This is a genomic window from Bacillus sp. RC251 (assembly GCF_044908765.1).
In the GTDB taxonomy this organism is placed as follows: domain Bacteria; phylum Bacillota; class Bacilli; order Bacillales; family Bacillaceae_G; genus Bacillus_A; species Bacillus_A wiedmannii.
Genome location: NZ_JBIYDP010000014.1, coordinates 93,796 through 115,508 on the forward strand (window position 1 = coordinate 93,796; position 21,713 = coordinate 115,508).

A 21,713-nucleotide genomic window follows, 5' to 3' on the forward strand; every position below is an offset into this window, starting at 1 on the left:
CTCTATTCTAATACTGCTGGAACACGGATTTGATTATCTTTGTGATCCGGTGCATTTTTTAATACTTCTTCGACTGGTAAACCTTTTTCTGGTACATCTTCACGCATAACATTTTTCATAGTTAATACATGAGTTGTTGGTTTTACATCAGTTGTATCTAATTCATTTAACTGTTCTGCAAATGTAACAATTGCATCTAGTTGTTTTTGAAATTTTTCAGCTTCTTGATCAGTAATTGCAAGACGTGCTAAATGTGCTACGTGCTTTACATTCTCAACGGAAATTCTTGACACGGCTAGGCCACCTCCATAATATATCGTTCAATCTACAATACTATTGATGATACCAAATTTTCAGTACTTCAAGCAAGTCAACACACGGCACTTACTGCATTTTTACATAAAAAAAGAAAGGCGAATGCCTTTCTTTACGATTTACTCTTTATCTAACGGTTTATTTTTCGGAAATCTCTCGTTATCTTCTTCATTATCACGAATTGTTTTTTGTAATACAAAACAAGACATCGTTAAAAATAATGTTCCAATTAAATAATATCCTTTTACACTAAGCGTTTCATCTAACGTATAAATCCCAATTAGCATACCTGAAAGTGCACAAACAAATGAAGTCCATGCTAAAAACGTGAACGCTTGCGTATTACGTCTTCTCATCGTTCTCCCCCTCGTTAGCTATACATCCATTATAGATAAGTATATTTACCATGATGGATTTTTATGTAAGTTCTAGTTTTATATTTATACATCTATCATAAAAGAATACTATTTTAAAATACATTTTCTGACTAATCTAAAAAAACAATTAAAATTATTGACATTTATTTCAATTCTGTATAAAATAAAAACAAATATTACGAACCTCGAAATATACGGGAGTGGAAATAATTGTTGCAATATGAACATTTTTTAGACTTACTGCTAGATAACGCCAAGAAACTTTTTTATCCTGAAGAATGGGTAAGCCTAGATTTAACACTTTCTAAAACAGAAGTATTTTGTTTACTTTGGATGGAGCGAAATACAGATATTACAATGACAAAAATCGCTGACCTTCTTGATATACCGATGAGTACAACGACAGGTGTTGTAAATCGCCTCGTAAAAAAGGGATATATTGAAAGGTACCGTGATGAAAACGACCGACGCATTGTATTAATTCGTTTAACAGAAAACGGCGTAATGCTCGTTCAAGAAGTAAAACAAAATGCAGCCCATTACTTTAACCTAGTGACAGAAGCATTATCAGAAGAAGAAAAAGCATTCTTACTACAAATCTTCCAAAAGATCATGAATCACATTGCTACGTCACAGCAAAAAACAGAAGAAAAAGTTTCTACACCTAAAATGAAAAACATTCCGATTGAATAAAACCCTAGTTGGGTTTTTATTCAACATTTTATTTCGTTACTCGTAATATTCGACACTCGAAACAAAGGGGATAGAATAATGAGAATTATTTTGTATACAGGTAAAGGCGGCGTAGGAAAAACTAGCATTTCAGCAGCAACAGCACTTCAAAGCGCAAAACAAGGATTAAAAACATTAGTAATGAGTACAGATCCTGCTCATAGTTTAGGAGATTCATTTGGTATAAAGCTATCTTCTGAGCCATTAGCAATTCGTGAAAATTTGTGGGCACAAGAAATTAATACGATTTATGAGATGGAAAAAGGCTGGGGGAAATTACAGAAATATATTACGCTACTCTTCACCTCCAAAGCAGCTGATGATATTACAACAGAAGAATTAACGATGTTTCCTGGTATGGAAGATTTAATTAGCTTACTTCGCGTACTCGATTATTATAAACAAAACACATATGATGTTATTATCATTGATTGTGCTCCAACAGGAGAAACATTAGCAATGCTCAGCTTTCCAGACATGCTCGGCTGGTGGATGGAAAAATTATTTCCTATTAAAAGAAAAGTTTTAAAAGTTGTTCGTCCTGTAGCTCAACCACTTCTTGGTGTCCCCCTTCCAACCGATGATATTATGGACGAATTAACGAATACACTTGAACAACTTGGAGAAATGAGAAATATTTTATCAAACCGAGACATAACAAGTATCCGCATCGTTGTAAATCCTGAAAAGATGGTCATTAAAGAAGCTCAGCGTAGCTTTACGTATTTAAATTTATACGATTATAACGTGGATGCCATTATGATTAATCGCGTCATCCCTAACACTGTCACCGATCCTTATTTTCAAGCATGGAAAGATACTCAAAAGAAATATAAAACATTGATTCAAGATAGTTTTCAGCCGCTTCCTATTTACGAAGCTCCTATGTTTGAACAAGAGGTTGTCGGTTTGTCTATGTTAGAGCGTGTAGGAGATGCTTTATTTAAATCAGATTCTTCTCCTACGGAAGTGAAATTTAACGGTCGCACTCAATATGTAAAAAAAGATGGCGATGAGTATATTTTCGTTCTCTCCATTCCCTTCTCAAACAAAAGTGAACTTGCATTAAATCAAAAAGGTGATGAGCTTATCATTCGTGCTGGTTCTGTTAAACGGAACATCACATTACCAAAAACGTTAACACACCTTTCTATTCAAGGAGCAAAATTCGAAGATGATGTACTAAACATTCGATTTGGAGGTGTAGTGCATGCGTGAGGAACTACTAAGGAAGGTAATTCGTACAAAAATAAAAGTCGGTATGAATATATTAGAAGAGTTACCTGCCCCAATCCAGCAATCAGCTAAGCAAGCACTAAACATTTTGCAAGAGGAACTAGCTACTTATCCGAAAAAACAAGAGCATCATGAGGATAATTTAAAAAGTATCATAATTGAATAACTATCCCTGTATAGAGGGCCTTTTTTAGGCTTTCTATATTTTATTGGAGTGATGTAAGTTGATGAAAAAACATTCCACTATTATACTCTGGATCATTCCTTTATTATTTTTCGTTCATAACCTTGAAGAATCTTTTCAAATGCCACAATATCTTGCTAATCAATTTTCAATTTATTTTATAACAAGGCGACAATTTTTCATTGCGATTTTCGTATTAACAATCTTTGTCTTACTTATCGTCTTTCTATATCAACTAAACTTTTTGTCTTCTATATACTGGATTATTTTTATACAGGGGGCGATATTCTTCAACTCTGTTCAACATATTATTTTGTTTTTTATTTATCGTTCATATAATCCTGGCGTAATATCAGCCGTTTTCATTATGATTTTTTCTATTTTCTTTTTTTCATTCGAAAAACACCTCATTCATAAAAAACAATTCATAATTACACTCATTTTCAGCTTATTTGCTTACCCTTTTATAATTTGGATTACCTTACTATTCGCTAGCTACTTTCATTCATAAAAAAAGACCAGGAAAACTCCTGGTCCATCACTCTACTTAACAAACATTGGATTCTACGTTATACAGAATTGGAAGGTACAGAATTAGGGTTTTGTTTGTTAAGTAGATTATATGTTGAACGAGCTAACAGCGGAGGGGTTCCTACTGTTAATCGTTAAACCCGATAATTATTTTACGATTTTTTCAAGCTCCTCAAGTGAAAGATCTACTGAAATGGAACCATCATTTGTTTCTTTCTTAATTGCATCTGTTACTTCTTTTGAATGATATAGTTCAATTACTTTTTTCAGTGTTGGATCATCTTTATCTTTTGTACGAGCTGCGAAAATATTAATATATGGCTTCGCATTTTCATTCTTTGGATCTTCTAAGAAAATTGGATCCTTCGCTGGATCTAATCCAGCTTGACCAGCAACACCGTTATTAATAACTGAAGCTGCAACATCTTTTAATACACGAGGTGTTTGCTGTGCGATAACCGGTGTAATTTTTAACTTCTTCGGATTTTCAGCAATGCCACTTGGATCTCCGAATAAGCCAAAGTCTTTCTTAAGCTTTAATAATCCAGCTGCATCAAGAAGTTTTAATGCACGAGCTTGATTCGTTGGATCATTTGGAATCGCAATTTCTGAACCATCTGGAATTTCATTTGCCTTCTTATATTTTTCAGAGTATAAGCCCATTGGTGCAATTTGCGTTGTACCGACAGCTGTAATATCTAACTTATGCTCTTTTTTAAATTGCTCTAAGAAAGCAACGTGCTGGAATGAGTTTAGTTCAATATCTCCATCAGCTAACGCTTTATTTGGCGTTGTGTAATCAGAGAACTCCACCAGTTTAATTTTAATTCCCTCTTTTTCAGCTTTTTTCTTTAAAATTTCCCAAGCGTCTCCATCTGTTCCGGTTACGCCAACGCGAACTACTTTCTCTTTTGCTCCTGCCCCCGTGTCTCCACTTGAGCAGCCGCTTAACGCTGAAATTCCTACAATCGCTGATAATGCAAATGCTAAAATTTTCTTCATTTTCTTTTCCCCTCTTCCTTTTTATGATCTGCGTAAAAAGACTTTCGCAAAGTAGTTTCCTAAATTTTGAGCTACCTGTACGAGAATAATAAGTAAAACGACCGTTACGAACATAACTGATGTATCAAAACGTTGATAACCATATGTCATCGCTAAGTCACCAAGACCGCCACCACCGACAAGCCCAGCAACTGCAGAAAATTCAATTAAACCAACTGTCATAAACGTAACACCTAAAATTAATGGCGCTAACGCTTCTGGTACAAGAATTTCAAAAACAATTCTAAATGGTGAAGCACCCATCGCTTGAGCTGCTTCAATGACTCCCTTTGGAACTGAAACAAGATTTGTTTCAACCATTCTAGCAATACCAATTGACGCAACTAACGTCATTGGAAAGATTGCTGCCGCTGTTCCAATCGTCGTTCCGATAACACTTCTTGTTAGTGGGCTTAAAGCTACTAAGAAGATGATGAATGGAACCGGACGAATTGTATTAATAATGATATTAAGAATAGAAAAGACCCATTTATTTTCTAAAAAGTTCCCTTTTCTCGTTACATATAAAAGTAAACCTAGAGGTATACCGAGAATTGTAGCGAATATAAGGGTTACAATTACCATTAAGAGGGTATCCCCCGTCGCATCTACTATGCGGGGCCAAAATATACTCCAATCAACTCGCATGAGCTTCTACCTCCTTCAGCTGCACTTGCAGTCTTAGATGTTGTAATGCTTTTTGAATTTCTTTCTGCTCACCTTGCAGTTCTACAAGTAGATTTCCAAATAGCACATTTTGAAGTTCAATAATATTTCCGTACAGTACGTTTACATCGACGTTATAGTTTTTCGCGATATATGATAGTACCGGCTGCCCTGTCTCTTCCCCAGTAAATGTTAAGCGATAAATCTGTCCACCATTTTGAATTTTCCCTAGAACACTTTCCGGTAAATGATCATTAATAATGGAGCGTACAAAGTTTTGAGTTGTCTTTGTTTTTGGTTGTGTGAAAACATCAAACAGTTTTCCTTCTTCAATAACCTTTCCCTTCTCCATTACAGCTACACGGTGACAAATTTCTTTCACAACATGCATTTCATGTGTAATAAGAAGAATTGTTACATTGTATTCTCGATTTACTTTCTTTAATAAGTTCAAAATTTCTGTCGTTGTTTCTGGATCTAAAGCTGATGTTGCCTCATCACATATAAGAATGTCTGGCGATGTTGCAAGTGCTCTTGCAATGCCAACACGCTGCTTTTGTCCGCCTGATAGTTGCTCTGGATAATAGTTTGCTTTATCTTCTAATCCTACAAACTTCAGCAGTTCATTTACTCTTTCTTTTATCTCATTCTTTGGTACTTTCGCTAACCTTAATGGATAAGCAATATTCCCAAACACTGTTCTTGAATTAAATAAATTAAAACTTTGAAAAATCATCCCGATTCTTTGTCTTAGCTTCCGTAATTCTTTCGTCGATAAAGATGTAATATCTTTATCATCTATTGAAATCGTTCCTGCCGTTGGTCTCTCTAACATATTTACTAGGCGTAATAACGTACTCTTTCCAGCGCCACTAAAACCGATGATACCAAAAATTTCGCCCTTCTCAACTGATAATGTTACATCCTCCACCGCATGAACAGATTGCCCACCTGATTCATATACTTTACTTACGTTGTTAAAAGAAATCATTTTCTTCCCTCCTATATGCTGTAAAAACTTGAAGTAGAGCTTTTGAGGTAAAATAAAAAGTGCTCTCCTTCTTATCAACCGTAAAGATAAGAAGGAGAGCACTTATATGTACTCGTTCACATCTTCTCATCTTCCAAGCCTTTTATAAGGCTTGCTGGAGTTAGCACGGTATTAAAAAACCCGTTGCTGAGGTATCGTAGGGCCAGTCCCTCCACCTCTCTGGATAAGAATGTATCGATTTAATTGTCGTTTAATTAATTCTCATTATAGAACTCAGAATAATAAGAGTCAATACATTTTTTAGAAAAATATTAATTATTATTCTATTAAAATTTTCAAATAAAAAAATCACACTACAATAGTGATTTTTAAAGTTATGTAAAATTCTTTTCCTTCATATTTTTTAAAAGGAGAATCCTCTCTATAAAGTGAAACTATAATCAGTGGGGGGGTTTTGTTCATCCCCCACTGATTATCAGCCCTCACCAATCGGACATTTACGGACAGTTGATCTCCCACCTAACTTCTTTGCTCCAGCCGAATTTTGAGGTGGGAGTTTTACTGCCCGTTAATGTCGGATAAATTGAATACCATTATTTGAATATGAAATCGGAGGAAGATAAATATATGAAAACAGCTCTTTTACTCGTTGATATTCAAAATGATTATTTTCCACATGGAAAGATGGAGTTGCGTAATCCAGTAGAAGCAAGCGAATACGCTAGTCAGCTACTACAATTCTTTAGAACGAAAAACGAACCTATTTTTCATATCCAACATGTAGCAATTAAAGATGACGCTACTTTTTTCCTACCCAATACAGAAGGTGTACATATCCATGAAAGCGTACGTCCACTTAGAGAAGAAACTGTTATACTCAAACATTATCCAAATAGTTTTCGCGAAACTGATCTTCTAGAACAATTACAACGTTTAGACATTGAGCACGTCGTCATATGTGGGATGATGACTCATATGTGTATTGATGCTACCGTAAGGGCTGCTTTTGATTTCGGCTTTCCATGTACCGTTATACATGATGCTTGTGCTACAAAAGATCTTTCCTTTAAGAATGCTACTATACCAGCCGTTTATATTCATAACACAATTTTGGCTAGTTTAAATGGAGTATATGCAACTGTAATGAGTACAGAGGAGTTTTTGGCTACAAAAAAACACTCCCTTCAGTGAGCAAAACCGAAAAGAGTGTTTCTTGTCAAACCATAGATTTTCTTTCAAATTGTATTATACAGGAAATCCTTAAAATGAATACTAAAAAATATGACTAATAAGTCAACTTTTCTCGTTGTTTTGTTTCTATTTACATGTTTATCCCGATATTAATAGGATTTAGCTAGTTCTAAGTACCGAATAGTAATATATGGTAATTAGAACTAGTTTCTCCTATCAAAAACGTAACATATTATTTATCTGTTTATTTTTGCTTCTTTTTCAAATACTCCGCACGCAATTTTTCAATTTGCTGCTTTTTATCAAATTTGGCAGGCGTCTGTTTTTCATGAAACTTTGCCACGGCTACCTGACTTTTGTAATCCAATTGATATTTTCCCACTTTGTTCACCTACTTTTCTTGTCTTTAAAGAGAATCTATTCAACAAATATAGTATACCTTATTTACTGAAGTAAACCTTATTACATTATTAGTTTTTCTACTTATATCTATCTTAATCCATATATAGAAACTTTTTCAAAAAAAAAAAAAAAAAAAGAGATCTTCGCAGACTGCGAAGATCTCTTCTACTATTTCTTATAAAGTTTCAGAAGTAGTTTTTGCTTGCATGTGAAGTGCTAAGTAGTCAGGGCCACCAGCTTTAGAGTCTGTACCAGACATGTTAAAGCCACCGAATGGTTGGTAACCTACGATTGCACCAGTACATCCACGGTTGAAGTATAAGTTACCCACGTGGAATTCTTCACGTGCTTTTTCAATATGGTCACGGTTGTTAGTAACAACAGCACCTGTTAAACCGTATTCTGTATTGTTTGCAATTGCAAGTGCATGATCAAAGTCTTTTGCTTTACAGAATGCTACTACTGGTCCGAAGATTTCTTCTTTCATTAAGCGAGCATCTTCTGCAACGTCAGCAACGATTGTTGGTTGGATGAACCAGCCTTTAGAATCGTCTCCTTCGCCACCTGTTAAGATTCTACCTTCTTCTTTACCAATTGCAACATAGCTCATTACTTTATCGAATGCAGCTTGGTCATTAACAGGACCCATGTTTGTACCTAATACAGCTGGGTTAGCAACTGTTAATTCTTTCGTTAATTCAACAGCACGATTTAATACGTGGTCGTATACATCTTCATGGATTACTGCACGAGAACATGCAGAACATTTTTGTCCTGAGAATCCGAATGCTGATGCTACGATAGATTTAGCTGCTAATTCAAGATCTGCTTCTTTATCAACAACGATTGTATCTTTACCACCCATTTCAGCGATAACGCGTTTTAACCAAATTTGGCCTGGGTTTACTTTCGCTGCACGCTCATAAATACGGATACCTACATCACGAGATCCAGTGAAGCTCACGAAACGTGTACGAGGGTGATCTACTAAGTAGTCACCAACTTCAGAACCATTACCTGGAACGAAGTTTACTACGCCAGCTGGTAAGCCAGCTTCTTCTAATACTTCCATGAATTTTGCAGCTACTACAGGAGTTGTACTAGCTGGTTTTAGTAATACTGTGTTACCAGAAACTAAAGCAGCTGTTGTCATACCTGCCATAATTGCGAATGGGAAGTTCCAAGGAGAAATGATAACACCTACTCCTAATGGAATGTAAGAGAAACGATTATATTCAATTGGACGGCTTTCTACTGGAATTCCGTCTTTTAATTTTAACATTTGACGACCATAATATTCCATAAAGTCGATTGCTTCTGCTGTATCAGCATCTGCCTCATTCCATGGTTTACCTGCTTCTTTTACAAGAATAGCAGAGAATTCATGCTTTCTGCGACGAACGATTGCTGCAGCACGGAATAAAATGTCTGCACGCATTTCTGGCTTTGATTTTCTCCAAGTTTGGAATGTTTCATCCGCTACTTGCATTGCTTTTTCAGCTAACTCACGGCTTGCTTTTGAAACGCGACCAACAAGTTCCTCTTTATTTGCAGGGTTTACAGAAACAATTTTGTCTTCTGTAGTGATTTTTTCTCCCCCAATAATTAATGGATAGTCTTGTCCAAGATAAGATTCTACTTTCTTTAAACCTTCTTCAAACGCTAATTTGTTAGCCTCCACTGAAAAATCTGTAAATGGCTCATGTTTGTATGCTACTACCATTCTTTTTAGCCTCCCCTTAGAAAAACGTTTACATTTTACAACATTATTCTACACGATAATTTAGATTTATTCAAATATTCCTAGACTTATATTTTAAAAATTAATTAATTTTTAAAATATAATAAAAAAAATAGAGTTATACATACGTATAACTCTACAAAATATGAGTATATTCCAAAATGTTTTTTCCAATCAATAAAATAGTTACTAACAAAAATAAAGTTCTTACATATCCAACACCTTTTTGAACTGCAAACTTCGATCCAAAATAAGCGCCAAAAATCATCGACAATCCCATAATAATACCGTATTCAAAATGAATTACGTCTAAAAATAAAAAAGTAATTAAAGATACGATATTACTAACAAAGTTCAAAAGTTTTCCAGATGCTGCCGCTTGAATAAAATCCAAACCCACTAATAAAAATGCAAAAATTAAAAAGGATCCTGTCCCTGGTCCAAAAAATCCATCGTAAAACCCTATCATTAAAATAACAAAGAAAAATATTAATGTTTTTCTTTTCGTCATCTTCTTATAGGTAGATACACTTCCCCAATCCTTTTTTGCAATAATATAAATGGCAATAAACACCAACATCACAAGCACTAACGGACGTAAAATATCCGGCGGAATAAACTTTACTACTAAAGCGCCTGCGACCGCTCCTATAACAGTTAACGGGATTAACTTTCCTACAATTTTAAAATCGACCTTTCCTGATCGAATAAAATAAACTGCACTCGTAAACGTCCCCATCGTTGCAGCTAATTTATTCGTTGCAATTGCCGAAGCTGGTGGTAAACCAACAAACATAAGTGCTGGAAGCGAAATTAATCCTCCACCGCCAACAACTGAATCAATAAAAGCTGCTAAAAAGCCGAATGCAATTAATAAAATAATGACTTGAAAACTTAATTCGTCCATGTGCTTTACCCCTTACCCCCCCATTATTTATAACATTTTAAATTATAACAAAATTCCTCAAGAAAAAAAGCCGTTCCATAAAGGAACAGCCCTCCTATTTAATCTAAAATTTTCACAAATGGTTCATCTTGCTTCGCTTCACGTATAATAATCGCTTCTGGACGTTCTACAGATTTAATCGTTACTTGTACTTTCATATAATTCGGGAAGTATTCCATAACAAGCCCAGCTACATATTGTGTAAAACCAATTATTTCTGCTTTCCCATTAAACTGGACAGGAATATCAAGCTTTATTTCTCTTAATTCATCATCTCTATACATACCAGTACCGATAACAGCTGTGTAGTCGCCTTGGAAATAATCGCTTAGTTTTGATTTAAAGTTCGATACTCTCGCCAGATCTTCACGTTTATTATCTGTTTTCGCTTGTTCAGATGGGAACAAATAATATTTCTCATTAATTTGTTTCCAATCCTCAACCGTTTCACTGCCTTTTTCAACATTCGCATAAGAAACAAAGTTACCTGGCACGAGTGAAGCCTTTGGAGCCTGACGATAAATTGCAAATGTTATCGGAAGGTTTTTTGTTTCAGGCTGTTTTTGATGCATAAATTTCAAGACTTCTTGCGCCATTTTTTTCCCTTCAGCTACCATTTTTTCTTGCTCAATTTTAGCCTCACGCGGATAACCATGCTCTTCCTCGTAATAATGAACCGAGTTCATCGCTAAACCAATTACAATGCCTTGGCGCTCATCTGATTCGCCTTTTTTCACATAATAATCATGCTCTAAAATATTTGAAATATATATTGGATTTTTTTTATTCTTTTCCTCTAATGATTCAGATCCTCCACCTAACGCTGGGTTTAACCCAATGTTTGGAAATTTAACTGCATCTTTTTTTAATTTGTCCTCTAGTTCCTTTTGTTCAGCATCTGTACGCTTTCTTTTAACAAGCATCTGCACATTTTGAGTATCTAGAGTACTTCCACCTTTAAAGAAATGATCTTTCGTACTAAAGGATTCTTTCGCAATACGCATTAATCCTGTTTCAAATTCATCTATATCAAGACGATTACTTACTCCTTGTACAACTAAACCACGTGCAGCTCCTGCTTGAAATGGAATAGTCGCCTTATAGTATTCATCCGAAATAGCGTACTTCGGAACGATTGCTTGCTCTTTTGCTTTCCCCGATTTCTCAACCACTTTTTCATCTTTATCGGCACCTGCACTACACCCACTTACGAGTAGGCCAAGGCTTAATACCGCTAATGCTATTTTTTTCATGGTAAGTTTGCACCTCTTACTTATTTAGCTCTTGTAAGAACCTCTCTTCATTCCAAACCTCAACATTATGCTTCTCTGCTTGTGCTAATTTCGAACCTGCTGCTTCACCTGCAACAACTAAATCCGTACTTTTACTAACACTTCCTGTTACTTTTCCACCTAATGCCTCAATCTTTTTCTTCGCTTCACTACGTCCCATAACTTCTAATTTCCCTGTTAAAACGACAGTTTTTCCTGCGAAGTACGACTCAATATTTTGTAAATCAGCAATTTTTATGCCTTTGTATGCCATATTCACGCCATACTCTTTAAATTGTTGTAATAACTCTAATACGTCTTCATTATCAAAATACGTCACGACGGATTGAGCCATTTTTTCACCAATTTCATTAATTGCTTTTAGTTCTTCTTCCGTTGCTTTCACAAGCGCATCCATCGTTTCGAAATGCTCGGCAAATGTACGTGCTGCTTTCGCTCCAACATGGCGAATACCAAGACCAAATAATAATCGTTCTAATGAGTTTTCTTTAGAATTCTCAATTGCTTGTACTAAATTCGTTGCTGATTTTTCACCGAATCGTTCTAGCTGTAATAATTGCTCTTTCGTCAACGAATATAAATCAGCGAATGTACGAATATAATCAGCATCAAAGAGTTGTGTAATGACACGTTCTCCAAGTCCATCAATATTCATTGCATTTCTTGAAACGAAATGGATTAATCCTTCTCGAATTTGAGCCGGACAAGTTGGATTTATACAGCGAAGTGCTACCTCTTCTTCTAAACGAACTAGTTCACTCTCACATGCTGGGCAATGCGTTGGCATATGATATTCTTCTTCCTCACCAGTACGCTTATCAAAAATAACGTTCACAACTTCTGGAATAATATCTCCGGCCTTCTTCACAACAACATAGTCACCAATTCGAATGTCTTTTTCACGAATTAAATCTTCGTTATGTAAAGAGGCACGACGAACGATAGTACCAGCCACTCGCACTGCCTCTAGCTCTGCAGTCGGTGTTACAACCCCTGTGCGACCAACACTTAATTCAATGCCTGTTAATCTTGTTACAACTTCTTCAGCCGGGAATTTATAAGCAATCGCCCATCTTGGACTCTTTGCTGTAGTTCCTAAACTTTCTTGAAGAGCAACATCATCTACTTTTATAACGATTCCATCGATCTCATAATCAAGATGCGGACGTTTTTCTTGCCATTCTTCTACATAAGCTATAACTTCTTCGATTGTTTCACATGTACGACGATTTGGATTTGTTTTGAATCCAAGTTCCCCTAAGAAATCAAGCGATTCACTATGTGATGGAATTGTTTTTTCCGCTACATTCGCAAGACCGTACACAAACATAGATAAGTTACGTTTCGCTGCAATTTTTGGATCAAGTTGGCGTATTGAACCTGCTGCCGCATTACGCGGATTCGCAAATACATCTTCACCATTTTGCTCTTTTTCTTCATTTAGCTTAACGAATGAACGCTTCGGCATATAAGCTTCGCCTCGTGCTTCTAACGTTACTTCTTCATTTAAACGGAGCGGGATCGCTTTAATTGTTTTTAAATTTTGGGTAATATCTTCCCCTGTTACACCATCACCACGCGTTGCCCCTTGAATGAAGCGTCCTTTTTCATAATGAAGTGAAACAGCAAGTCCGTCAATTTTTAATTCGCATATATATCTTACATTCGCATCATCAATTCCTTGGCGTACTCGTCGGTCGAAATCACGTAAATCTCCTTCGTTAAATGCATTTCCTAAACTTAACATCGGTGACTTATGTGTTACTTTTTCAAATATATCAAGAACCGTTCCTCCAACGCGAATGGAGGGAGAGTCTTCACTCATAAACTCTGGATTCTCTGCTTCTAATTTTATAAGCTCCTGCATATTACGGTCATACTCCGCATCAGAAACAGAAGGATTGTCTAATACGTGATACTGATAGTTAAATGTATTTAACAAATCACGCAGTTCTTCTATACGTTGTTTTGCTATCTCTTTTGACATACCCTCATTCCTTTCCTATTGTTTCGTCACAGGTGCAAATTTTGCTAACAAACGTTTAACACCAATCGGGCTTGGGAACGCAATATCTAATTCTTTTGCATCACCTTCACCTTTTACACTGACAACTGTACCGACTCCCCATTTTTGGTGGGAAGCTTTATCGCCTACTGCCCAGCCAATTTGCTCGCCACCTGTCGTCTTAGCTGCAGGACGCGCGAAAGCTGAACGAGAGCGTGTTGTGGTTGTAGTTGTCATTCTACTTGTACTTGTCGTTCTTCCTTTTGCACCAAACGAAGTTTCACGCTTTGGCGCTGTTTCATTTAACGATTCTACTAGCTCTGCCGGAATTTCTGTAATAAATCGAGAGGCAGCGTTCATACTTGTTCTACCAAATAAAGTACGCATTTGTGCGTTAGATAAATATAACTCTTCTTCTGCACGAGTAATACCTACATAAGCAAGGCGACGCTCTTCCTGCATTTCATCTTCTTCCATTAGAGAACGAGTATGCGGGAATATTCCTTCCTCTAAACCAACAATAAAGACAACTGGGAATTCTAATCCTTTCGCTGAGTGCATCGTCATTAAAATAACTTCCTCACCAGCAGTTGGATCTTCATCGACACGATCAATATCAGCAACAAGCGCTAAGTCTGTTAAGAATGCAACAAGGCTCTTATCTTCGCTTTGAGATTCAAATGTTTGCGTAACAGATAAAAACTCATCTAAGTTCTCTAAACGACCTTCTGCTTCTAAAGTACGCTCGTTTTTCAACATATCGCGATAGCCTGTTTTTTCAATAACTTCCTCTACCAACTCTGTAACAGATAAATACTCTTGCATATTTACCCAGTTGTGTAATAAACCTGCGAATTCTTTTACTGCCTTTGTAATTTTTGCACTTACTCCAACATGCTCAATCTCATCGAATACAGCCGTTAATGAAATTCCATTTTGTACACCGTAATTAATAATTTTATCGATAGAAGTCGCACCAATCCCGCGCTTTGGCATGTTTATAATACGCGCGAAACTAATCTCATCATCTGGATTCCCAATTAAACGTAAATACGCCAAAATGTCTTTAATCTCTTTACGATCGTAGAACTTCGTACCGCCGACAATTTTGTAAGGAATATTAGATTTCAGGAAAATCTCCTCGACCATACGAGACTGCGCATTTGTACGATATAACACTGCAAAATCAGTATATTTTCGTTTTCCCATTTGAATATCGTCACGAATTTTTTTCGCAACAAAGTATGCTTCGTCTTTTTCCGTCGCAGCACGGTAATATGAGATTTTGCTTCCAACTTGATTGTCTGTCCATAATTTTTTCGGTTTACGGTTTGAATTTTTTTCAATAACAGCATTCGCTGCATTTAAAATATTTTGTGACGAACGATAGTTTTGCTCTAACAGAATAACTTGCGCATTCTCATAGTCTTTTTCGAATGACAAAATGTTAGAAATGTCAGCCCCGCGCCAGCGGTAAATAGACTGATCTGAGTCACCTACAACACATAAATTTTTAAAACGTGCTGCTAAATGTTTTACAAGAAGGTACTGTGCTTTGTTCGTATCTTGATACTCATCCACGTGAATATATTGGAACTTACGCTGATAAAACTCTAGTACTTCTGGAACACGTTCAAATAGCTGAATCGTTGTCATAATTAAATCATCAAAGTCTAATGAGTTATTTTTCAGAAGACGTTTTTGATATTCTGTATATACATCGCTCGTTAATTTTTCATATGGATCAGCGATGGTAATTTTTTTCGCATATTTATCTGCAGATAACAATTCATTTTTCGCATTACTAATACCAGCTAAAATGGAGCGTGGCTCAAATTTCTTCGGATCAATATTACGCTCTTTCATAATTTTTTTGACTACAGTTAACTGATCGCCTGAATCTAAGATTGTAAAGTTACGATTAATACCAATACGATCGATATCACGTCGTAAAATACGTACACACATAGAGTGGAACGTAGAAATCCAAATATCTTCTGCTTCTGGTCCGACAAGTGTATCAATACGCTCGCGCATTTCACGCGCCGCTTTATTTGTAAAGGTAATAGCTAGTACATTCCATGGCGCTACACCTTTTTCACCAAGTAAATACGCAATACGATGTGTTAACACACGTGTTTTACCACTACCTGCACCTGCCATTAATAGAAGTGGTCCGTTCGTTGTTTGTACTGCTTTTTGTTGCTGCGGATTTAAACCATTTAATAACTTATCTGTCTTACTCATATACGCCTGCACCTACTCTCCTTTTACTGCTTTAACTGTTTTTAACGCGGATTTTATATCATCATAAATAATATTTCCAACAACTACTGTATCAGCGTATTGTGCCATTTCCTTCGCTTGTTCAGCATTAGAAATACCGCCGCCATAATATAACTTCGCTTGTTTTAATTCTGCTTTTACATTTTTAACAAGTTCAACGTCTCCATACGTACCGCTATATTCTAAATAAAATATCGGTAAACGTAATAGCTTGTCTGCTAAACGCGCGTATGCAATTACATCATCTTCTGTTACATCACATTTCGCATCTGTAAGCTGAGCTACTTTCGCTTCCGGATTTAAAACACAATACCCTTCCATGAAAATTTCATCCCAGTCCATAATATCCCCAAATTCTTTCAAAGCCTCATGATGAACACCTGTTACCCATTCTACCTTTCGGCTATTTAAAACGCTTGGGATATAATAAAAATCAAATCCTGGTGTAATTGCTTCCACATCAGAAACCTCTAACACACAAGGAACTGCATATCTACGAATGCTAACTAGCATGTGTAATACATTATCAATTGTAACTCCATCACTTCCGCCTACAATAACAGCATCTGTTCCAGACTCACAAATCATTTCTAAATGTTCGTCACTTAACTCCTTATTTGGATCAAGCTTAAATACATGTTTCCACCCGGAAATATCGTACATGAAAACACCCTTTCTTTTCTCTATTTATATATATTTCTGTTCAAAATAACAGTTTATTTTCATCAGGATTTTTTTAACTTCATCTTAAATATTTGTTTAAAACGGAGAATTAAGTTTGGAATTCCCTCTTCCATAGTTTTTCAAACGAGAGGATTTAACTTTGAACTTCCTTTTGTGCATTCTTTCATTATAACAAAAAAAGCTACTTACACACACGCACATTCCAACATCTTTTTCAACGTCAAATGTTGGATTACATATCCCAAAAATCACAAGGGATACTAATAAGAGAAATAGTATTATCTATTTCAACTTTCATAAAAAGGAGTGTTTTTCTAATGAAGCAAAACATCGGTACAATAAATGCCCTAATTCGAATTACGCTCGGACTTATCCTCTTCGGCTGTAGTAGCGCTAAACTTGTACGCAAGCCGTGGTGCACTTGGTCTAACGTCTTGCTATGGATTGGTGCAATGAAAATTGCAGAGGGAATTGTTCGTTTCTGCCCTGTTGTTGAAATGTGGAAATTCGGAAAATACATGAATATGGGGGCATTTAAAATGCCTAGCATGAATGTCGCTGAAAAGGGACATTCTAAAGAAGAAGTGAACCAAACTTCCAATCACGACAAACCAAAGTCAAATGGAAGTTATGACACTTCTGACAAAGAAATTGAGTCAGCGATTGAAGATATAATCCTGGCAAAACCGCTTTGAATCATTTGTCACGATGCAAGATGCTCTCAAAGGGACTTAGCTGCTGCAGTGGGCGGTTAAGTCTTCTTTATTTTACCATAAGACAGAACGTATATTCTCGTTTCAAACCTCAAAATATACATAAGAGATACTTAATCATTAATTTCAGAAAATTAGGTGTAAAGCCCTTGCATAAAATGATATAAAAGTGATATCATTTATATATCAGGAGGCGATCATATGAAAGAAAAACAAGTTTTTTATGTAAATGGTTTTCTCGGTATTATCGGGATTTTAATTTTAGCCGCTATCGGTGTATTTTTCCTTGTACAAGAAATTTTCATAGGAGCGGCATTAACTATTATTTTAGCCGCAGTTCTTGCTACAGGTATTGGTATTGTTCAACCAAACCAAGCAAAAGTCATTACGTTTTTCGGTAATTATTTAGGAACAATTCGTCAAAACGGTTTATTTTTAACAATTCCATTCGCATTCCGTCAAACTGTATCGTTACGTGTTGAAAACTTTAATAGTAAGAAGTTAAAAGTAAACGATATTGAGGGAAATCCAATTGAAATTGCAGCCGTTATCGTATATAAAGTTGTTGATTCTGCAAAAGCAATGTTCGGTGTTGAACATTACGATCGATTTGTAGAAATTCAAAGTGAAACAGCAATCCGCCACGTCGCAACAAAATATCCTTATGACAATTTCCAAGATGAAACTTGTATCACGTTACGCGGAAATACTGAAGAAATCTCTGAAGAATTAAAACGTGAGTTAGAAGCGCGCCTTGAAATCGCTGGCGTAGAAGTATTAGAAACTCGTTTAACACATTTAGCTTACGCAACAGAAATTGCCCATGCAATGCTACAACGTCAACAAGCAAAAGCAGTATTAGCTGCTAGAAAAGAGATTGTTGAAGGTGCTGTGAAGATGGCGAAAGATTCAATCCATATGTTAGATGAGGAAGGCGTACTTGAATTAGATGACGAGCGTAAAGCAAATATGGTGAACAACTTATTAGTTGCCATCGTTTCAGATAAAGGTGCGCAACCAGTTATTAATACAGGAAGCCTATATTAAAAGGTTGTAATCATTATGGCTAAAAAGAAAAGCTTTCCATTACGTATTGATCCTGAATTACACGCAGTCATCGAAAAATGGGCGAATGATGAGTTTCGTAGCGTCAATGCACACATCGAGTATTTACTTCGAGAAATGGCAAAGCAAAAAGGAAAATTGAAAAAAGATAAAGACGCATAAAAAATCCCGCTGAGAAATCAGCGGGATTTTTACATATTAGCTTCTCGTCATCTCATGACCAATTGCACGATATCCTATATCACTTCGGTAAAATAGACCATCACTCTCAATTTTACCAATTGCTTTATACACCTTATCTTTCGCTGCTTGTAAACTGTCCGCCTTACAAGTAACAAATAGTACACGGCCACCATTTGTTACAAAGTCACCGTGCTTCATAGCTGTGCCTGAATGGAAAACAATTACATCTTGCAATGTGTCTAATCCGTTAATAATTTCACCTTTTTTATATGCTTCCGGATACCCTTTCGAAGCAAGTACAACACCAATTACCGCTTCCTCTGACCACTGTAACGTTAATTCACTTTCATCTAATACAGCGTTACATACATCAACTAAATCATTTTCTAAGCGAGGTAATACTACTTCCGTTTCAGGATCACCAAAGCGTGCATTAAATTCAATTACCTTTGGGCCATCATTTGTTAAAATAAGTCCCGCATATAAAATTCCTGTAAACGAACGGTTTTCTGCAATCATCGCCTTGGCAGTTGGATGTAATACCATTTTTATTGCCTCTTGAACTGCTGATCCTGGAATTTGTGGTACGGGAGAATACGCACCCATTCCGCCTGTATTTGGACCTTTATCACCATCAAAAGCTCGTTTATGATCTTGCGCAATTACCATCGGATGCACAGTTGTTCCATTTACAAATGCCATTAATGAAAATTCTTGTCCATCTAAAAACTCTTCAATAACGACCTTCTTGCTCGCTTCGCCGAACTTCACATCTTGTAGCATCTCTTTCACAGCTTGTAATGCCTCTTCAAGCGTCATTGCTACCGTTACACCTTTACCAGCAGCTAGGCCGTCAGCTTTAATAACGATTGGCGCACCAACTTTTTGAATATACTGTACTGCTTCTTCATAGTCTGTAAAAGTTTCATATGCCGCAGTTGGAATATCATATTTTTTCATCAATTCTTTCGTAAAAGCCTTACTACCTTCAATAACAGCAGCCGCCTTATTTGGGCCAAATACACGAAGTCCCTCTTCTTTAAAGCGATCAACAATTCCATTCATAAGCGGAATTTCGGGTCCAACGAAAGTTAATTCAACCTTATTCTCTTTAGCAAATAACACTAATGCATCAAAATCATTTTCATCAATATCAACTGGTGTTGCAACATCGCGCATACCTTCATTACCCGGTGCTACATATACCTTTTCCACCTTTTCAGATTGCGCAAACTTCCAAGCTAAAGCATGCTCACGCCCACCGCGGCCAATTACTAAAACATTCATATTTCATCCCCCAATACTTAAATAAGTACAAACTAGAAGCTCTGCTCCTAGTTTGTTTTCATATCAATAAAAGTTTAAAAAGGAGGATCAAGAGCAACGACGACATGCGACAGTTATCTTGACCGAACCTTTTAAATATCCATATCAATAAAAGTTTAAAAGAGAGGATCAAGAGAACCGAGCAGGTCGAGGCGCATTTGACAGGAGGACACGGAATGTAGCTTTCCTACATGAGTACCGCACTGGCAATGCAACGACGACATGCGACAGTTATCTTGACCGGACCTTTTAAATATCCTCTATTAGTGTTTGAAATGACGTACGCCAGTGAACACCATCGTAATCCCATACTTATCCGCCACTTTGATAGAATCTTCGTCACGGATTGATCCGCCTGGTTGAATGATTGCTGTAATCCCTGCTTTTGCTGCTTCTTCTACTGTATCTGGCATTGGGAAGAAAGCATCAGATGCAAGTGCGCTACCTTGTGCCTTTTCGCCAGCTTGTGTAATTGCGATTTTTGCAGAACCTACACGGTTCATCTGTCCCGCGCCTACACCAACTGTCATGTTATCATTCGCTAAAACAATTGCGTTTGATTTCACATGTTTTACAACTTTCCAAGCTAGTTTTAAATCTTTCCACTCTTGCTCTGATGGTTCACGTTTTGTCGGAATTGAAATTGTACTTTCATCTAATGATAACGTATCTTCCTCTTGAACGAGAAGACCACCTTGTACAGAAGTTAGTTTTTTGCTTGCACTTGTCGCTTTTTCAATATTTACAGTTAGTAGACGTAAGTTTTTCTTACTTTGCAATACTTCTAAAGCTTCTTTTGAGAAAGAAGGTGCAATAATGATTTCTAAGAAAATTTCGTGTAACTTTTCTGCTGTAGCTTTATCAATTTCACGATTTGCTGCAATAATTCCACCAAAGATTGATATTGGATCTGCTTCATAAGCGCGTGTGTATGCTTCATGAATATCAGTACCCACTCCAACACCACATGGATTCATATGTTTTACTGCTACTACTGCTGGCTCTGTAAATTCTTTTACAATACTAAGTGCTGCATCTGCATCATTAATATTGTTGTAAGATAATTCTTTACCGTGTAATTGTTCTGCGTATGCAACAGAAGAAGTTACAGCGAATGGTGCTTTATAGAAGGTTGCTTTTTGATGTGGATTTTCTCCATAGCGTAAATCTTGTTTTTTCTCAAATGTCACTGTTAATGTTTCTGGGCTTTCTTCCCCCATTTGCTCTGTTAAGTAGTTAGAGATTAACGCATCATATGCCGCTGTATGACGGAATACTTTCGCTGCTAATTTACGTTTTGTTTCTTCTTTTACTTCACCGTTCTCTTTCAGTTCTGCTAATACAACATCGTAATCTACTGGATCTACAATTACCGATACAAATTTATGATTTTTCGCAGCAGAGCGAATCATTGTTGGACCACCGATATCAATATTTTCAATTGCATCAGCAAATGTTACATCAGGCTTAGCGATTGTTTCTTTAAATGGATATAAGTTAACAACAACAAAATCAATTGCTTGAATACCTAATTCATTCATTTGTGCTACATGCGTTTCATTATCACGAACCGCTAATAGACCACCATGAATATTTGGGTGTAATGTTTTTACACGTCCATCCATAATTTCCGGGAAACCAGTTATTTCAGAAATACCGATTACTTGTAAGCCGTTTTCTTCTAGTAATTTTTTCGTACCACCTGTTGAAATAACTTCAATCCCTTGTTCTAGTAAACCTTTAACAAATTCTACTACTCCTGTTTTATCTGAAACACTTACTAATGCACGCTTTTTCATTTATCCT

The 21,713-nt window shown here is 36.4% G+C and carries 22 protein-coding genes and 1 riboswitch; of the genes, 8 read left to right on the forward strand and 14 right to left on the reverse strand.

Features of this window, described 5'->3' with window-relative positions:
* Window positions 1–2 precede the first annotated feature (2 nt).
* The gene (gene gatC, locus ABH961_RS26410) at window positions 3–293 is read right to left on the reverse strand and encodes an Asp-tRNA(Asn)/Glu-tRNA(Gln) amidotransferase subunit GatC (protein WP_000086999.1); all 291 of its coding nucleotides are present in this window, start codon (window positions 291–293) and stop codon (window positions 3–5) included.
* A gap of 141 nt (window positions 294–434) precedes the next feature.
* Complete coding sequence (locus ABH961_RS26415) at window positions 435–671, reverse strand: YiaA/YiaB family inner membrane protein (RefSeq protein ID WP_001254393.1); 237 nt, start codon at window positions 669–671, stop codon at window positions 435–437.
* Between the two features lie 231 nt (window positions 672–902).
* On the opposite strand from ABH961_RS26415, the gene ABH961_RS26420 reads away from it, so the two are divergent.
* The 4 genes from ABH961_RS26420 to ABH961_RS26435 all read left to right on the forward strand — a co-directional run bounded on the left by ABH961_RS26420 (window position 903) and on the right by ABH961_RS26435 (window position 3,355).
* A complete protein-coding gene (locus tag ABH961_RS26420; RefSeq protein ID WP_000942477.1) occupies window positions 903–1,385 on the forward strand; it encodes a MarR family winged helix-turn-helix transcriptional regulator in 483 nt (160 codons plus the stop codon).
* A gap of 75 nt (window positions 1,386–1,460) precedes the next feature.
* Complete coding sequence (locus tag ABH961_RS26425; protein ID WP_088110123.1) at window positions 1,461–2,642, forward strand: ArsA family ATPase; 1,182 nt, start codon at window positions 1,461–1,463, stop codon at window positions 2,640–2,642.
* A complete protein-coding gene (locus ABH961_RS26430) occupies window positions 2,635–2,826 on the forward strand; it encodes a DUF3926 domain-containing protein (protein WP_087982231.1) in 192 nt (63 codons plus the stop codon). Before ABH961_RS26425 ends, ABH961_RS26430 begins: the two co-directional genes overlap by 8 nt.
* A gap of 61 nt (window positions 2,827–2,887) precedes the next feature.
* Window positions 2,888–3,355 (forward strand): HXXEE domain-containing protein, encoded by a 468-nt coding sequence (locus ABH961_RS26435; RefSeq protein WP_141520009.1) that lies wholly within the window; start codon window positions 2,888–2,890, stop codon window positions 3,353–3,355.
* 167 nt (window positions 3,356–3,522) lie between these two features.
* Here ABH961_RS26435 and ABH961_RS26440 read toward each other — a convergent pair whose 3' ends face one another.
* Genes ABH961_RS26440 through ABH961_RS26450 form a run of 3 tightly spaced genes read right to left on the reverse strand, consistent with a single transcriptional unit; the run spans window position 3,523 to window position 6,073 of the window.
* A complete protein-coding gene (locus ABH961_RS26440; protein ID WP_000721587.1) occupies window positions 3,523–4,377 on the reverse strand; it encodes a MetQ/NlpA family ABC transporter substrate-binding protein in 855 nt (284 codons plus the stop codon).
* Between the two features lie 21 nt (window positions 4,378–4,398).
* The gene (locus tag ABH961_RS26445) at window positions 4,399–5,064 is read right to left on the reverse strand and encodes a methionine ABC transporter permease (RefSeq protein ID WP_001261880.1); all 666 of its coding nucleotides are present in this window, start codon (window positions 5,062–5,064) and stop codon (window positions 4,399–4,401) included.
* Complete coding sequence (locus ABH961_RS26450; protein ID WP_046953719.1) at window positions 5,054–6,073, reverse strand: methionine ABC transporter ATP-binding protein; 1,020 nt, start codon at window positions 6,071–6,073, stop codon at window positions 5,054–5,056. Before ABH961_RS26450 ends, ABH961_RS26445 begins: the two co-directional genes overlap by 11 nt.
* Before the next feature lie 123 nt (window positions 6,074–6,196).
* Window positions 6,197–6,303, reverse strand: a riboswitch (SAM riboswitch).
* Window positions 6,304–6,700: 397 nt separating this feature from the next.
* Between ABH961_RS26450 and ABH961_RS26455 the strand changes: the two genes are divergently transcribed.
* Window positions 6,701–7,264 carry a cysteine hydrolase family protein gene (locus ABH961_RS26455; RefSeq protein WP_048542051.1) on the forward strand — a complete coding sequence of 188 codons (564 nt, stop codon included), beginning with the start codon at window positions 6,701–6,703 and terminating at the stop codon, window positions 7,262–7,264.
* A 244-nt stretch (window positions 7,265–7,508) separates the two neighbouring features.
* Here ABH961_RS26455 and ABH961_RS26460 read toward each other — a convergent pair whose 3' ends face one another.
* The 7 genes from ABH961_RS26460 to pcrB all read right to left on the reverse strand — a co-directional run bounded on the left by ABH961_RS26460 (window position 7,509) and on the right by pcrB (window position 16,599).
* The gene (locus ABH961_RS26460; protein ID WP_000521651.1) at window positions 7,509–7,646 is read right to left on the reverse strand and encodes a hypothetical protein; all 138 of its coding nucleotides are present in this window, start codon (window positions 7,644–7,646) and stop codon (window positions 7,509–7,511) included.
* 195 nt (window positions 7,647–7,841) lie between these two features.
* On the reverse strand, window positions 7,842–9,389 hold the full coding sequence (pruA, locus tag ABH961_RS26465; RefSeq protein ID WP_000259557.1) for an L-glutamate gamma-semialdehyde dehydrogenase: 1,548 nt from the start codon (window positions 9,387–9,389) through the stop codon (window positions 7,842–7,844).
* 154 nt (window positions 9,390–9,543) lie between these two features.
* Complete coding sequence (locus tag ABH961_RS26470; protein ID WP_048567196.1) at window positions 9,544–10,314, reverse strand: TSUP family transporter; 771 nt, start codon at window positions 10,312–10,314, stop codon at window positions 9,544–9,546.
* A gap of 98 nt (window positions 10,315–10,412) precedes the next feature.
* Complete coding sequence (locus ABH961_RS26475; protein WP_048542055.1) at window positions 10,413–11,606, reverse strand: CamS family sex pheromone protein; 1,194 nt, start codon at window positions 11,604–11,606, stop codon at window positions 10,413–10,415.
* Between the two features lie 16 nt (window positions 11,607–11,622).
* Window positions 11,623–13,632: an NAD-dependent DNA ligase LigA gene (gene ligA / locus ABH961_RS26480; protein WP_098078373.1), complete on the reverse strand. Its 2,010-nt coding sequence runs from the start codon at window positions 13,630–13,632 to the stop codon at window positions 11,623–11,625.
* 15 nt (window positions 13,633–13,647) lie between these two features.
* A complete protein-coding gene (pcrA, locus tag ABH961_RS26485; protein WP_002108861.1) occupies window positions 13,648–15,897 on the reverse strand; it encodes a DNA helicase PcrA in 2,250 nt (749 codons plus the stop codon).
* A 12-nt stretch (window positions 15,898–15,909) separates the two neighbouring features.
* Window positions 15,910–16,599, reverse strand: a complete 690-nt coding sequence (pcrB, locus tag ABH961_RS26490; RefSeq protein WP_000272092.1) for a heptaprenylglyceryl phosphate synthase — start codon at window positions 16,597–16,599, stop codon at window positions 15,910–15,912.
* 338 nt (window positions 16,600–16,937) lie between these two features.
* Here pcrB and ABH961_RS26495 point away from each other — a divergent pair, with 338 nt between their 5' ends.
* From ABH961_RS26495 to ABH961_RS26505, 3 genes are all read left to right on the forward strand, one after another.
* On the forward strand, window positions 16,938–17,315 hold the full coding sequence (locus ABH961_RS26495) for a YgaP family membrane protein (RefSeq protein ID WP_098078371.1): 378 nt from the start codon (window positions 16,938–16,940) through the stop codon (window positions 17,313–17,315).
* A 219-nt stretch (window positions 17,316–17,534) separates the two neighbouring features.
* Window positions 17,535–18,380: an SPFH domain-containing protein gene (locus ABH961_RS26500; RefSeq protein WP_000660682.1), complete on the forward strand. Its 846-nt coding sequence runs from the start codon at window positions 17,535–17,537 to the stop codon at window positions 18,378–18,380.
* Between the two features lie 15 nt (window positions 18,381–18,395).
* On the forward strand, window positions 18,396–18,560 hold the full coding sequence (locus tag ABH961_RS26505; protein WP_001085171.1) for a type II toxin-antitoxin system antitoxin: 165 nt from the start codon (window positions 18,396–18,398) through the stop codon (window positions 18,558–18,560).
* Window positions 18,561–18,596: 36 nt separating this feature from the next.
* Here ABH961_RS26505 and purD read toward each other — a convergent pair whose 3' ends face one another.
* Together purD and purH are read right to left on the reverse strand one after the other, a co-directional pair.
* The gene (gene purD / locus ABH961_RS26510; RefSeq protein WP_098078368.1) at window positions 18,597–19,868 is read right to left on the reverse strand and encodes a phosphoribosylamine--glycine ligase; all 1,272 of its coding nucleotides are present in this window, start codon (window positions 19,866–19,868) and stop codon (window positions 18,597–18,599) included.
* Between the two features lie 302 nt (window positions 19,869–20,170).
* Window positions 20,171–21,706: a bifunctional phosphoribosylaminoimidazolecarboxamide formyltransferase/IMP cyclohydrolase gene (gene purH, locus ABH961_RS26515; RefSeq protein ID WP_048542062.1), complete on the reverse strand. Its 1,536-nt coding sequence runs from the start codon at window positions 21,704–21,706 to the stop codon at window positions 20,171–20,173.
* Between the last annotated feature and the right edge of the window lie 7 nt (window positions 21,707–21,713).